The organism is Streptomyces sp. TS71-3 (assembly GCF_018327685.1).
Classification (GTDB): Bacteria; Actinomycetota; Actinomycetes; order Streptomycetales; family Streptomycetaceae; genus Streptomyces.
Genome location: NZ_BNEL01000003.1, coordinates 619,793 through 633,070, shown reverse-complemented (window position 1 = coordinate 633,070; position 13,278 = coordinate 619,793). Strand labels below are relative to the sequence as shown.

Here is a 13,278-nt window from a genome sequence, read left to right as displayed (position 1 = left end):
CGCGCCCCTTGGGCGCCAGGGTGGCCCGGCGGCTTACGGCACCCCCCAAGGGGCGCGGGGAACTGCGCAAACAGCCACCACAGTGAGGCCGCACCATCACACACAGAGCACCGCAAGGGACCGGGGCTCAGCGGCCGCTCAGCGGCCCTTCGCGTAGGTCAGCTTCTCGCCCGTGTCCGTGTTGGTGCGCTGGAGCCTGCCGTCGGGCAGGACCGTGACGGTGGTGGGGGCGCCCGGCGAGCAGGAGGTGGCCGGTTCGCCCTCGGTGACGACGGACGGGCCGATCCGCAGCGGGCCCTTCGCGGTGGGCTCGGACTGGAGCGGTGCCTTGAAGACGCAGTGGTAGCCGCCGTCGGCGGCGGGCCCGTCGGCGGTGAGCGAGAGCACCGTGTCGCCGACCTCGCCCTGCGTGATCACCAGCCGGCGGCTGCTGTGGCCCGACGAGGTGTTGATGCTGCCGTTCCAGGTGCCCAGGTAGCGCGCCGGCACGAGGCCGGGGCCCTGCGGCGACCGGGAGGTCCGGACGGGGGCCGGGGGCTGGGAACGCCCGTCCTTCGCGCCGGCGCCCTGGCCGCCCCCGCGCGACGGGGACGCGGTGGGTGCGGTGCGCGCCCCGCCGTCGTTTCCGTGCATCAGGGCGTAGACGGACGCGCCCGCGCCGGTGACGACGATCAGCGCGGCGACGATGAGGGCGACGGTGGACCTGCGGCGGTTGGTGGACGGTGCCGGGGGGACCTCGGCGGGAGCGGGGACCTGGGCGGGGTGGGGACCTTGACCGGGACGGGAAGCCGGCCCGGGACGGGGACCCGGTCCCGGTGCGGGTGCGCCGGGTGCCGGGGCGGGCGCCCGGTGCGGGAAGCCGTGAGCGGTGGGCGGGAGGGGGCCGGGGTGGCCGTTGGCGTGCAGGCCGTTGCGGCCGTTCGCCGGGGCGGCGGGGGCTCCGGGGGGCCTTCCCGCGGGTGTTCCGGTTCCGGCGGGCCTTCCGGCCGACCGCGGCCCGGGGTGGACGCGGGGCAGGGGTGCCGTGCCCGAGGTGCGGGGCAGCGGTGCCGTCTCCGAAGTGCTGGAGTGGCTGGAGTGGTCCGTGGGGCCGGGGGCTCCGGGGACTCCGGGGTGGGGCGCCTGTCCGGCGGCTCCCGGGCGGGGCATGGGTCCCGGGGCTCCGGCTCCGGCTCCGGGGGTGGGCATCGGCCCTGATGCTCCGGGTCCGGGGCGCGGCGCAGGCCGGTTCGCTTCGGGCCGGGGCGCAGGTCGGTTCGGGTCGGGCCGGAGCGCAGGCCCGTTCGCGTCGGGCCGGGGCGCGGCCGAACCGTGCGTGACCGGGGGCCAGGCGGCCGTGCCGTTCGGCGTGCCGGAGGCGGTCGCCGGGGCGGGGCGGCCCGGACCGCCGGGGCGCGGCGGACCGGGGGGTGCGGGCTGTCCGGGAGCCGCCGCCGCACCGGGCGGTGCGGCACGTCCGGGTGCCGGTGGACCGGCGGGAGCGGCCCGGCCCGGGGACGTACCCGGGGGCGAACCAGCGGGCGTACCGGGGGACGAACCAGCGGACGTACCCGGCGATGCCTGAGGGCCGGAAGGAGCGAACGGACCCGTCGGCGAGGGCGTCACGAACGGGCTCGACGGGGCCGCCGACGTGCCCTTGGAGATCACGGTCGGCTGCGGACCGGACGGCGCCGGACCGCGGCCGCCCGCACCGGCACCCGGGGCCGTCCCGCGCTCGGACCCGGCGGTGTGCCCGGACGCCGGTGCGCGCTCGGGCTCGGGTGCGGGCTCGGCCGCGGGGGCGCTCTCGGGCCCGGCGGTGGGCCCGGATTCGGTGGTCGGCCCGGCCCCGGCCGGGCGCTCGGTGGCGTCCCGGCCGTCCATGAACGTGGGCTGCGCGGGGGCCTTCCACCGGCTGCCGCCGAGGTGGGCGACGAGGGAGGCGGGCAGCCAGTGCTCGGGCATCCGGCCGTCCGCGCGCGCGTTGCGGGCGCCGGTGCGGGCCAGGACCTCCGGGACGCCGGGCCGGGCCGCCGGATCCTTGCGGAGGCAGTCGGAGACCAGCTCGGACAGGCTCTCCGGCAGGCCCGTCAGGTCCGGTTCCACCTCGGCGATGCGGAACAGCAGCGCGTGCAGGCCGCTCGACGCCTCCCCGAACGGCCTCCTGCCCGTCGCCGCGTACGCCAGCACCGAGCCGAGGCAGAACACGTCGCACGCGGGGGTGACCAGCTCGCCGCGGACCTGTTCGGGCGCATGGAAGGCCGCGGAGGCGGACGCCCCGCTGGAACGGGTGGTGTGCGCGAGGGCGCCGCCCGCGGCGTCCACCGCGCGGGCGAGACCGGCGTCTACCACGCGCGGGCCGTCGGCGGTGACCAGGACGTTGGACGGCCGCAGGGCGCGGTGCACCAGGCCCGCGGCGTGGATGTCGCCCAGGGCGTGCGCGAGGCCGGCGGCGAGGATGTGCACGGAGCGTTCCGGAAGGGCGCCGTGCTCGCGGCCCACGATGTCGTGCAGCGAGGGGCCGGGCACGTAGCCGGTGGCCACCCAGGGCGTGGCGGCGTCGGTGTCGGCGTCCAGCACCGGGGCGGTCCACGGGCCGCCGATCCGCCGGGCCGCCTGGACGTCCTGCCGGAGCGTGGCCCGGAACTCCTCCCGTTCGGCGAGCTCGGGCTTGACCAGCTTCACCGCCGCCGTCCGGCCCCGGTCGGAGCGGGCCAGGAAGACCCTGCCCACGCCTCCGGCGCCCAGGCGGGCCAGCACGCGGTATGGGCCGATCTGCCGCGGATCGCCCGGCCCCAGTTTCTCCATCGGTGGGCAGCCCTCCCTGTCGGATGCCAACAGGCAACGGCACCAGGGTAGTCCGGGCTTCCGCCCGGTCTCGGCCGCTGTCGTACTGACGGTCACCATCGTGCCGTGAGGGAGCGGGTGGGGTGGCTTCCCCCCAGGGGAGGTGGCCCCTTTCCGGGGGGCTGCCCTCCGGGCGGGGGTTCCGGTTGGTTCGGGATCGTCCGCCCGGTCGGCTCTGTCCGCGAGCCCGGAGAGGCCCCGAAAGGGCGGAGTGCGGGCTTCGGAAGGGCTGAGGGAGGGCTCACGGCGTGCGTCGGAGTGGGGCGCGGGAGCCGCCGCGTAGGGTTGCCCCGTCATACGTCTGTCGTATGTCCGTCCGAGTTCACGTCCACCGGGAGGCACGCCCACGATGCGCGGCCCTGCCGTCACCCGCAGCACGCTGCGCCAGCAGATCGCGGACGCGCTCCGCGACGAGGTGCTGGCCGGGCGCCTGTTCCCGGGGCAGGAGTTCACGGTGAAGGAGATCGCCGAGCAGTACGGCGTCTCCGCCACGCCGGTCCGCGAGGCGCTGGTCGACCTCTCCGCGCAGGGCCTGCTGGACGCCGTCCAGCACCGCGGCTTCCGCGTCCACGAGTACTCGTTCAGCGACTACCGGGGCATGATCGAGGCCCGCGACCTCGTCGCCGACGGCATCTTCAGCGACCTCGCCCGGCACGGCTCGCTCTACGGACCCGTTCCCACCGACAGACCCGCGAGAGCCGACAGAACAGACAGAACGGGCGGAGCCGAGGCAGCCGCCGAACCCGCCGAACCCGCCGCACCCGCCGCACCCGCCGAAGCCGCCGAACCCGCCGAAGCGGACGCGGCCGGGAAGCTGCCGCCGCTCCGGGTCGGCGCCGAACGTGCCCTCCTGGCGGTCCGCCGCCGCGGCGAGGAGGCCGAGCGCGCCGCACGCTCCGGCGACCTGAACGTCCTCATCGGCTACGACCTGCGCTTCTGGCGCGAGCTGAACTCCCTCTTCGGCAACCCCTACCTCGCCGACTTCATGCACCGGCTGCGCGTGCAGTGCTGGGCCTGCGCGGTGCCGCTGCTGCGCAGCGCCGGCGACCTGAAGGGCCGGCTGTGGGCCGGCCACACCGAACTCGTCGACGCCCTGCTCCGCTGCGACCAGGGCGCCGCCCGTGCCGTGATCGCCGGCTGCCACGCCCACGCGCTCGCCCTCGTCGAAGGGCTGGCCGCTGGATGAGCGGTGTGGATCTGACGGTGGTCGTCCCGGCGTACGACGAGGAACGGCGGCTGGGGCCGACCCTCGACCTGATCTGCGCCTACCTCCGCGGCGACCACCTGCGCACCCCCGCCCCCGCGGAAGGGCCCGCCGAGCCCGCCGCCATGGCCGAGAAGCCCTCGCAGACGCCCGCCGACGCACACGTGCCCGCCGGAACCGTCCCCGCCCCCGAGCCGTCCGGAACCACTCCCGCCTCCGAGTCCGCCGCAACCACTCCCACACCCTCCGAGTCCGCCGCAACCACTCCCACACCCTCCGAGTCCGCCGCAACCACCCCCACGCCCCCCGGCCTCCCGTCCGGGCAGGGCCCCTGGGGCGAATGGGAGCTGATCGTCGTGGACGACGGCTCCCGCGACCGGACCCGCGAGATAGCCGCCGCCGCTGCCGCCCGCGACCCCCGCGTCCACGTGGTCAGCAGCGGCCGCAACCACGGCAAGGGCCACGCCCTGCGGCAGGGCGTCCTGGCCTCGTACGGGCGCCGGGTCCTCGTCACGGACGCCGATCTCGCCGCGCCCATCGAGGAACTGGAGGCGCTCGGCAAGGCGCTCGCCGAGGGCCACGCCGCCGCCATAGGGTCGCGCGCGGCGCCCGGCGCCACCATCGAGACCCGCCAGCACCCGGTGCGCGAACTGCTCGGACGCACCGGCAACCGCCTCATACGGGCCGTGGCGGTACCGGGCATCCGGGACACGCAGTGCGGCTTCAAGCTCTTCGACGGCGACGTGGCCCGGGAGGCGTTCGCCGCGTCGCGGCTCACCGGCTGGGGCATCGACGTCGAGATACTGCGGTACCTGCGGCGCACCGGCCGCTCGGTGGCGGAGGTGCCGGTGCGCTGGGCCCACCAGGAGGGCTCGAAGGTCCGGGCGCTCGACTACCCGAAGGTGCTCGCCGAGCTGGCCCTGCTCAGGGTCCGGGGCCTGCGCCGCGCGGACCTGCTCGCGCTCGCCCTTTTCCTGGCGCTCGCCACGGCCCTGCACTGGGGTCGGTGGACCGGCGGCGGTCCCGCGGACCGCTACCTCCCCGACTCGCTGCGCGACCAGAACCAGTGGGAGTGGTTCTTCGCGGTCACCGCCGGCAACGTGCAGCACCTGCACAATCCGCTCTTCACCACGCTCCAGGGCTTCCCCGACGGCGTGAACCTGATGGCGAACACCGCCATGCTCGGGCTCTCCGTGCCCCTCGCGCCGCTGACCCTGCTGCTCGGCCCGGCGATCAGCCTCGCCGTGGTGATGACGCTGGGGATGGCGGTGACCGCCGCCGCCTGGTACCGCCTGATCGTCCGCAGGCTCACCCCGAACCGCCCGGCCGCCGCCGTGGGCGCCGCGCTCGCCGCGTTCGCGCCGCCGATGGTCAGCCACGCCAACGCGCACCCGAACTTCGTCGTCCTCTTCATGATCCCGCTGATCGTCGAGCGGGTGCTGCGGCTGTGCACGCAAGGGCAGCCGCGCGCCGTCCGGAACGGCGCCGTCCTCGGCCTGTTCGCCGCGTACCAGGTCTTCCTGGGCGAGGAACCGCTGCTGCTGACGGCGCTCGGACTGACGCTCTTCCTCGTGGCGTACGCGGTGGTGCGGCCAGGGGCCGCGCGCACCGCGTGGCGTCCGCTGCTGCGGGGCCTGCCGGTCGCCGCCGCGGTCTGCGTGCCGCTGGTGGGCTACCCGCTGTACTGGCAGTTCTCGGGTCCGGGCAGCTACGGCAGCGTGCTGCACGGCGACGACGCCGCCAACAGCCCCCTCGCGCTGATCTCCTTCGCCGCGCGCTCCCTCGGGGGCGACACCGCAGCCGCCACCCGGCTCGCCCCGAACCCGACCGAGCAGAACGCGTTCTACGGCTGGCCGCTGACCGCCCTCGCCTTCGCGATCACGGTACGGCTGTGGGCGCGGCCCGCGGTCCGCGCGCTCGCCTTCACCGCGGTGGCCGCGGCGGTCCTCTCGCTCGGCCACCGCATCCCGGTGCCGTTCACGCAGACGTCGCTCCCGGGCCCCTGGGCGCTCATGGCGCACCTGCCGCTGTTCGAGTCGGTCATCGAGTCCCGGGTGGCGATGGTCTGCGCCCCGGTGCTCGGCATGCTCGTGGCGGCGGGCACGGCGGCCCTGCTGCCGGTGCGGCGCCCGAGGCCGGTCCCGCGGCCGTACCCCTCCCCGACCCGTACCGGCCGCGGGATCCGGGTCCTGGGCCTCGCCGCCGTGGCCGCCGCGCTGCTGCCGATCGTGCCGACCCCGCTCAGGGCGGTGGAACGGGCCCCGGTGCCGGCCTTCATCGCCGACGGCACGTGGGCGTCGTACCTGAACAGCACGGCGAGTACGGCCATCGGCACAGGAACAGGCAGAGGAACGCGCACCGGTACAGACACCGGCACCGGCCGGACCCTCGTGCCCGTGCCGCTGCCGGACCCGGGCAACGCGGAGGCGCTGCACTGGCAGACCGCCGCGGGCCTCGGCTTCCGGCTGCCCGGCGGCTACTACAACGGTCCGTACGGCCCCGACCGCGTCGGCATCTACGGAGCGCCGCCGCGCTGGACCTCCAACCTGCTGCGCGACGTCCGCTACACCGGCCGGGTGCCGAGGATCGACAGCGCCTGGCGGACGCAGGCGCAGTCCGACCTCGCCTACTGGAACGCCGGGTTGATCGTGCTGGCGCCGCAGCCCAACGACGGTCCGCTGCGGCAGGCCGTCACCGAACTGCTGGGGCGGCCGGGCCGCTGGGTGGACGGCGTCTGGATCTGGCAGCCGGTCGGTGCGGCCGCCGGCGGCGGGGGACCGGGGGAGCCCGGTGGACGATGACGGATTACTCTTCCTTGACCACGTAACGTGCCGGTGCGCCGATGCGCCGGCGCACGGGAGACCGGCAGATCGACGCCCCTTTGTCCTTGTTTCGTTCCCCTGCGCATCTCCGCGTACCTGCCCGGGTACGGGACCCCGGCGGCACCGAGCCGCGTGCCGCGCTATGCGAGGAGTCTTCCTTGGCCTGTGACCTGTGGCTGGTCCCGCTCGTCGACGTGCTGTGCCACAGCCCCGACAACCCGTTCGCCGACGAACTGGCCCTGTACGACAGGACCCTGAACGAGGCCGGGCTGCCGTCGGTGCCGGTGTACTCCTACATGCCGGGCCTGTCCGGCGACGTGGCACCGGTCGCCGGTTTCGACTACGACGCGCTGCACTTCCTGCGGCGCGCGTACCTGCTGAAGGTGTGCGGGCTCGCGGTGACGCCCGTGGACGAGCTGGGCGGCGACTACGAGCAGCTCCTGGAGATGTTCGAGACGACGGCCCAGCAGTCGCATCTCGTCTGGCACTTCGACAACGCCGGGGCGTACGTGCCCGTGGACTTCCCGGAACCGCTCACCAACGACGACCTCCTCGCCGGAGGCGGCCCGCTCGGCTCCTCGCACGCCCTCCTGCGCGAGCTGGAGCACGTGGCGCCGTCCATCGGCATCGACCCCATGAGCCCGCCCCCCGCGCCGGCCGCGCCCAAGGCCCCGACGGCCCTGGAGGAACCCGCGGCTCCCGCGGCCCCCGACGCCAGCCCCTTCGCCCGCGAGCGCCACGTCTGGCTGGGCCTGCACACCGCCGCGACCCGGAGCCTGGCCCAGGGCTCCATGATCCTCTTCAGCTAGTCCGTCCCGGCTGGTCGGTCTCGGCTGGGCCGTTCCGGCTAGGCCATGGTGGCGTAGCCGGGGATGCGGGCCTTGATGCGCTCCAACTCGCGCTCGTCGGAGATGCCCTGGAGGTCGTGGCGGGGGGTGTAGGGGGCTTCCAGGCGGAAGGCCTCCTCGTCGGTGATGTCCAGGTCGAGGGAGGCGACGGCGTCGTCGATCTGCTGGACCGTGCGGGCACCGACGATGGGGGCCGCGACGACGGGGTTGCGGCGCAGCCAGGCCAGGGCGACCTGGGCACGGGTGACGCCGCGGGCGTCGGCGACGGCCCCGACCTCGTCCAGGACGGCGCGGTCGCTGTCCTCGTTGGCCTTGGTGTAGAGAAGGTCGGCGTAGGCGCCGTCGCTGGCGGCGCGCTGGGTGGCGTTCGCCTGGTCGGCCGGGCGGGCGAGTCGGCCTCGCGCGAGGGGGCTCCACACCATGGTGGCCACCCCCTCGTCGGCACAGAGGGGGAGCATCTCCCGCTCCTCCTCGCGGGCCAGCAGGTTGTAGTGGTCCTGCATGGTGACGAACCGCGCCCAGCCGTGCCGCTCCTGGAGGTGGAGCACCTTGGCGAACTGCCAGGCGTGCATGGAGGACGCGCCCAGGTAGCGCGCCTTTCCGGACTTCACCACCTCGTGCAGGGCCTCCAGGGTCTCCTCCAACGGCGTCTCGTTGTCCAGCCGGTGGATCATGTAGACGTCGACGTGGTCGGTGCCGAGGCGGCGCAGGCTGCCGTCGATCTCGGTCATGATCGCCTTGCGGGACAGCCCCTTGCCGTTGGGGCCAGGGCGCATGGTGTGGCGCACCTTGGTGGTGATGACGACCTCGTCGCGGCGCGCGAAGTCCTTGAGGGCGCGGCCGAGGATCTCCTCGCTGGAGCCGTAGGAATACAGGTTGGCGGTGTCGAAGAAGTTGACGCCGGCCTCCAGTGCGTGCCGGATCAGGGGCCGGCTGGCCTCCTCGTCGAGGGACCAGACGGGGTGGCCGCGGTCGGGTTCGCCGTAGCTCATGGCGCCGATGGCGACCGGGGAGACGTCGAGGCCGGTGCGGCCGAGCTTGATGTAGCGCACAGGGGAGCTCCTACAATGGAGAACGGAAAACCGGAGAGATCTCCGCTTGATGCTCCCGACGCTAACGGAGAACTCTCCGGATAGCAATCGGATGACCGCGGACGACCGCCCGCACGCCAGGAGGACCCGTGCCAGACGCGCCACAGCGCTCCAGCGCGCCGCAGCGTTCCGACGCGCTGAAGAACCGGGAGGCGATCCTCCAGGTCGCCCATGACGCGCTGGCCGAGTCCGCGGACGCCTCGCTCAACTCGATCGCCAAGCGGGCGGGGGTCGGGGCCGGCACGCTCTACCGGCACTTCCCGACCCGCGAGGCGCTGATCCTGGCGGTCTACCGGCACGACGTGGACCGCCTCGTCGACTCCGTGCCGGACGTCCTGGCCGCCCACGCACCGCTGGACGCGCTACGGCACTGGTTCACGACCCTCGCCGCCTACGTCCGCCTCAAGCACGGCCTGGGCGACGCGCTGAACACCGCGGCGGCCCAGGAGATCGTCGGCGCGACCACCACCACGGTCACCGCAGCCGTCGGGCGCCTCCTGGCCGCCTGCGAACAGGCCGGCGAGGTCCGCCCCGGCCTCGACCCGACCGACGTCATCATGCTCATGAGCTGCCTGTGGCGCACCCCGGACACCCCCGAGGGCACGGCCCAGGTCCAGCGGCTACTGGACCTGGCGATCGACGGCTTCCGTCCGTAAGCGGCTCCCAGCACCGGCCGTTCCGGACCACTCAGCGTGCTGTGACCGCAGCCCAACCGGCCGGCAGCCGCGCACGAGACGAGAGGGGACACGGGGGGATGTCCGCCCGCAGTGTCCGGCGCCAGGCCCAGGGTGACCGTCCGGGAAACGGAGGGCGCCGGACCGAGGACGGATATCCGCCCGGGGCCCCGCCCCAGACAGAACAGAAGGCGCCCAAGCCAGAGGAGTCCGGCACTCGCGAACGCACCCGCAGGCACCGACCAGCAGGCGCCCCAAAGGGGCGCGGGGAACTGCGCGAGAAGCCCGACGAAACCCGCACCCGCAAGGCACGGTGGCCCAACGAACAGAAGGCGCCCCGGCAGCGCGGGGAACTGCGCGAGAAGCCCGACGAAACCCGCACCCGCAAAGCACGGTGGCCCAACGAACAGAAGGCGCCCCGGCAGAACAAAGCCACGCTCACTTCCGCTGGTCCCGAGGACACCACACGGTCGACCGCCCGGAAACCCGCGTCCGCCGCAGCGCCGTCCCGCACCGCGGACAGTGCGGATCCGGCTCATCCCGCCGCCCCGTGAGCCACGAAGGTCGATCCGGCACCCGCCCCGCCCGCACCGACGCCCGCAGGGTCTTCCGCATCTCCGCGTACAACCGCCCCCGCTCGTCCTGCGACATCCCGTTCACCGGCACCGAGGGATGCAGCCGCGCCCGCCACAGGATCTCGTCCGCGAGCAGGTTCCCCAGCCCCGCGATCACGGTCTGATCGGTCAGCGCCGCCTTGAGCCCACCCCGCCGCCCCCGCAGCGCCGCATCGAACTCGGCCTTTCCCACCCCCGCCGCATCGGGCCCCTGCTCGCCCATCACCGCCCCCGCCTCGCCCTCCTCGACGAGCCACAGCCCCTTGAGTTTGCGCTGATCCCGATACCGCAGCTCCCGCACTTCACCCCCGGACCCGCCGGACCCGCCGGACCCGCCGGACCCACGGGAGGTACCGGACCCATCCCCCACCGTGAACACCACCCGGTCATGCGGATGCAGCTCAGCGCCCGCGTCCTCGCACACCAGCCGCCCCGTCATCCCGAAGTGCAGCATCACCTCGGGCCCCCCGCCGCCGTCGCCGTGGCCGCCGTCGCCCTTCCCCTCCGCCTCGGTGGGCGCCAGCAGCCACTTCCCGTGCCGCTCCGGCTCGGCGAACGCCCGCCCCGACAGCTCGCTCGCCAGCCGCCGCGGGGTCACCCCGTGCAGCACCCCGGTGTCGTAGACGTCGACCCGCCGTATCGGCGCGCCCCGCGCACAGGACGCCAGGACTTCCCGGAACCCCTCGACGTCAGGCAGTTCGGGCATGATCGCTCCCACCTCTCCACCTGCTGTTCTCCGCGCCGCCCGAGCCCGTACACGTGCCTGCCGGACGCCGTCCGGGAAGGCGTGGGCGCCCGTCGCGGCCCAGGTCCGGGCGTGGGCCGAGTGCCCAGCGCCGGGACGGGGATGCATGACGCGGGCGGACGCGAGACCACGTAGGCTCATGAGGGACGGGTCACACGGACGACCCCGGACCGTTTGACGACCCCGACAGCAGACGACAGGAGCCGATCGTGATTCCCGGTGGCGGGCAGCCCAACATGCAGGAGCTGCTCCAGCAGGCGCAGAAGATGCAGCAGGATCTCGCGCGTGCGCAGGAGGAGCTGGCCGAGACCGAGGTCGAGGGACAGGCGGGCGGCGGGCTGGTGCGGGCGACCGTGACCGGCGCCGGCGAGCTGCGCGGCCTGGAGATCGACCCCAAGGCGGTGGACCCGGAGGACACGGAGACCCTCGCCGACCTGGTCGTCGCGGCGGTCCAGGCGGCGAACGAGAACGCCCAGCAGCTCCAGCAGCAGAAGCTCGGCCCGCTCACGCAGGGTCTGGGCGGCGGAAACATCCCGGGCCTGCCGTTCTGAGACCCGGTCCCACCCGGGTCCACCCGGCCCCGGCCGCCCCGCAGTTCTGACCGCATCCTTACGGAACGGCTGCAAGGCTCCGAGGGGCTTCAACGAAGCGGCCCCGGCGAACTACGGTTGCCGCCGGGCACCAACCCGGCACGACCGGCCCCGCACGACGTACGGCGAGGTACCGGAACCCGCACCCGCACCACCCTCGCGACCTGCAAGGTCTGCGAGACCGCACGACATGTGAGACACACGGAAGACGCGCAAGACAGAACACGCGCAAGACAGAACACGCACAAGACCGAGGCACGCGCCACCGCACCACCGGCAGGACAGGACCGGGAACGGCCGACGGACCGGACCGGGCAGCACAGGCCGGGCCGGGCGGACCGGCCGGGCAGGACCGGCCGGGACCGGGACCGGCAGGCGGCGAATGCCACCCGCACCACCCGCACGAAGGGCAGTCCGTTGTACGAAGGCGTGGTCCAGGACCTCATCGACGAACTGGGCAGGCTGCCCGGCGTCGGTCCCAAGAGCGCGCAGCGGATCGCCTTCCACATCCTCCAGGCCGAGCCGGCCGACGTGCGGCGCCTCGCCCAGGCACTCCTGGAAGTGAAGGCGAAGGTCAGGTTCTGCTCGGTCTGCGGCAACGTCGCGCAGGAGGAGCAGTGCGGCATCTGCCGTGACGCGCGGCGCGACCTGGCCGTCATCTGCGTGGTCGAGGAGCCCAAGGACGTCGTGGCGATCGAGCGGACCCGGGAGTTCCGCGGCCGTTACCACGTGCTCGGGGGGGCGATCAGCCCCATCGAGGGCGTCGGGCCGGACGACCTGCGCATCCGGGAGCTCCTGGCGCGTCTCGCGGACGGCACCGTCACCGAGCTGATCCTGGCCACCGACCCCAACCTGGAGGGCGAGGCCACGGCCACCTACCTCGCTCGCATGATCAAACCCATGGGCCTCAAGGTCACCCGCCTGGCCAGCGGCCTCCCCGTGGGAGGCGACCTGGAGTACGCGGACGAGGTCACGCTGGGCCGCGCCTTCGAGGGGAGACGACTCCTAGATGTCTGACACCACGCTGCACGACACCCATCCACAGGGCCGGGGAAAGGGCCGTGGGGCGGCGAACGCCACCACGGGCGACCCGGACGACTTCGCCGTGCAGATCTCCGACCAGGTCGAGAGCTTCATCCTCGCGGTCGAGGAGGTCGCCACGGGCGACGAGCCGGACTCCGCCGTCCCGTTCCTGCTCCTGGAGGTCTCCCAGCTGCTGCTGGCCGGCGGCCGGCTGGGCGCCCACGAGGACATCGTCCCCGACGAGCGCTACGAGCCCGACCTCGGGCCCGAGCGTGACGCCGAGGTCGGCGCGGAGCTGCGCGAGCGGCTCGCGGTGCTGCTGGACCCGGTGGACGTCTACTCCGAGGTCTTCGACCCGTACGAGCCCCGCAAGGCGCCGGTGGCCTGCCGGATCTCCGACGACCTCGCCGACGTCGTCACGGATCTGCGGCACGGCATGGCGCACTACCGGGCGGGCCGCACGGTCGAGGCCCTGTGGTGGTGGCAGTTCTCGTACTTCTCCAACTGGGGTGCCACCGCGTCGGCCGCCCTGCGGGCCCTGCAGTCGCTGGTCGCGCACGTGCGGCTGAACCAGCCGCTGGAGGAGTTGGACGGCCTGGACACGGATGAGGACCTCGGGGACGAGTCGCTGGCGGAGGAGGCGGGCCGGGTGATGGCCGAGGAGATCGCGGGCCCCCTCGGCCTCCGCAAACGCCGTTGACCGGGGTGCCCCCGGTACCCCCAGGGGTGCCGCCGCAGTGACGATCTGACGGCGTGGTCGTGGCTGGGTTCGCGCAGTTCCCCGCGCCCCTTGTCAGGGACCTGGCCCCGTGCTTTCAGGGGCGCGGGGATGGGGGTACCT

10 protein-coding genes are annotated in these 13,278 nt (G+C 74.2%); 7 read left to right on the top strand and 3 right to left on the bottom strand.

Annotated features, from left to right (window positions below; translation table 11 throughout):
- Positions 1-138 precede the first annotated feature (138 nt).
- The gene (locus Sm713_RS40730) at positions 139-2,787 is read right to left on the bottom strand and encodes a serine/threonine-protein kinase (RefSeq protein WP_249416717.1); all 2,649 of its coding nucleotides are present in this window, start codon (positions 2,785-2,787) and stop codon (positions 139-141) included.
- Positions 2,788-3,175: 388 nt separating this feature from the next.
- Between Sm713_RS40730 and Sm713_RS27070 the strand changes: the two genes are divergently transcribed.
- The 3 genes from Sm713_RS27070 to Sm713_RS27060 all read left to right on the top strand — a co-directional run bounded on the left by Sm713_RS27070 (position 3,176) and on the right by Sm713_RS27060 (position 7,661).
- The gene (locus Sm713_RS27070) at positions 3,176-4,012 is read left to right on the top strand and encodes a GntR family transcriptional regulator (protein WP_212912677.1); all 837 of its coding nucleotides are present in this window, start codon (positions 3,176-3,178) and stop codon (positions 4,010-4,012) included.
- On the top strand, positions 4,009-6,831 hold the full coding sequence (locus tag Sm713_RS27065) for a glycosyltransferase (protein ID WP_249416716.1): 2,823 nt from the start codon (positions 4,009-4,011) through the stop codon (positions 6,829-6,831). The genes Sm713_RS27070 and Sm713_RS27065 overlap by 4 nt, the downstream gene beginning before the upstream one ends.
- Before the next feature lie 179 nt (positions 6,832-7,010).
- Positions 7,011-7,661 carry a hypothetical protein gene (locus Sm713_RS27060; protein WP_212912676.1) on the top strand — a complete coding sequence of 217 codons (651 nt, stop codon included), beginning with the start codon at positions 7,011-7,013 and terminating at the stop codon, positions 7,659-7,661.
- A gap of 38 nt (positions 7,662-7,699) precedes the next feature.
- On the opposite strand, the gene Sm713_RS27055 is transcribed toward Sm713_RS27060, so the two are convergent.
- Positions 7,700-8,752 (bottom strand): aldo/keto reductase, encoded by a 1,053-nt coding sequence (locus Sm713_RS27055; protein ID WP_212912675.1) that lies wholly within the window; start codon positions 8,750-8,752, stop codon positions 7,700-7,702.
- Between the two features lie 128 nt (positions 8,753-8,880).
- Here Sm713_RS27055 and Sm713_RS27050 point away from each other — a divergent pair, with 128 nt between their 5' ends.
- Positions 8,881-9,447 carry a TetR/AcrR family transcriptional regulator gene (locus Sm713_RS27050; RefSeq protein ID WP_212912674.1) on the top strand — a complete coding sequence of 189 codons (567 nt, stop codon included), beginning with the start codon at positions 8,881-8,883 and terminating at the stop codon, positions 9,445-9,447.
- A gap of 456 nt (positions 9,448-9,903) precedes the next feature.
- Here the strand turns inward: Sm713_RS27050 and Sm713_RS27045 are convergent, their stop codons facing one another.
- Positions 9,904-10,785 (bottom strand): Fpg/Nei family DNA glycosylase, encoded by an 882-nt coding sequence (locus Sm713_RS27045; protein ID WP_212912673.1) that lies wholly within the window; start codon positions 10,783-10,785, stop codon positions 9,904-9,906.
- Positions 10,786-11,033: 248 nt separating this feature from the next.
- On the opposite strand from Sm713_RS27045, the gene Sm713_RS27040 reads away from it, so the two are divergent.
- The 3 genes from Sm713_RS27040 to Sm713_RS27030 all read left to right on the top strand — a co-directional run bounded on the left by Sm713_RS27040 (position 11,034) and on the right by Sm713_RS27030 (position 13,137).
- The gene (locus tag Sm713_RS27040; RefSeq protein ID WP_212912672.1) at positions 11,034-11,375 is read left to right on the top strand and encodes a YbaB/EbfC family nucleoid-associated protein; all 342 of its coding nucleotides are present in this window, start codon (positions 11,034-11,036) and stop codon (positions 11,373-11,375) included.
- Positions 11,376-11,831: 456 nt separating this feature from the next.
- Complete coding sequence (gene recR / locus Sm713_RS27035; protein ID WP_212912671.1) at positions 11,832-12,431, top strand: recombination mediator RecR; 600 nt, start codon at positions 11,832-11,834, stop codon at positions 12,429-12,431.
- Positions 12,424-13,137 (top strand): DUF5063 domain-containing protein, encoded by a 714-nt coding sequence (locus Sm713_RS27030; RefSeq protein ID WP_212912670.1) that lies wholly within the window; start codon positions 12,424-12,426, stop codon positions 13,135-13,137. The genes recR and Sm713_RS27030 overlap by 8 nt, the downstream gene beginning before the upstream one ends.
- Positions 13,138-13,278: the final 141 nt, after the last annotated feature.

Bases quoted from the DNA above. Each gene is read 5' to 3' on its own strand.
- Sm713_RS40730 (WP_249416717.1), bottom strand. From the start codon at position 2,787: ATGGAGAAACTGGGGCCGGGCGATCCGCGGCAGATCGGCCCATACCGC.
- Sm713_RS27070 (WP_212912677.1), top strand. From the start codon at position 3,176: ATGCGCGGCCCTGCCGTCACCCGCAGCACGCTGCGCCAGCAGATCGCG.
- Sm713_RS27065 (WP_249416716.1), top strand. From the start codon at position 4,009: ATGAGCGGTGTGGATCTGACGGTGGTCGTCCCGGCGTACGACGAGGAA.
- Sm713_RS27045 (WP_212912673.1), bottom strand. From the start codon at position 10,785: ATGCCCGAACTGCCTGACGTCGAGGGGTTCCGGGAAGTCCTGGCGTCC.
- Sm713_RS27030 (WP_212912670.1), top strand. From the start codon at position 12,424: ATGTCTGACACCACGCTGCACGACACCCATCCACAGGGCCGGGGAAAG.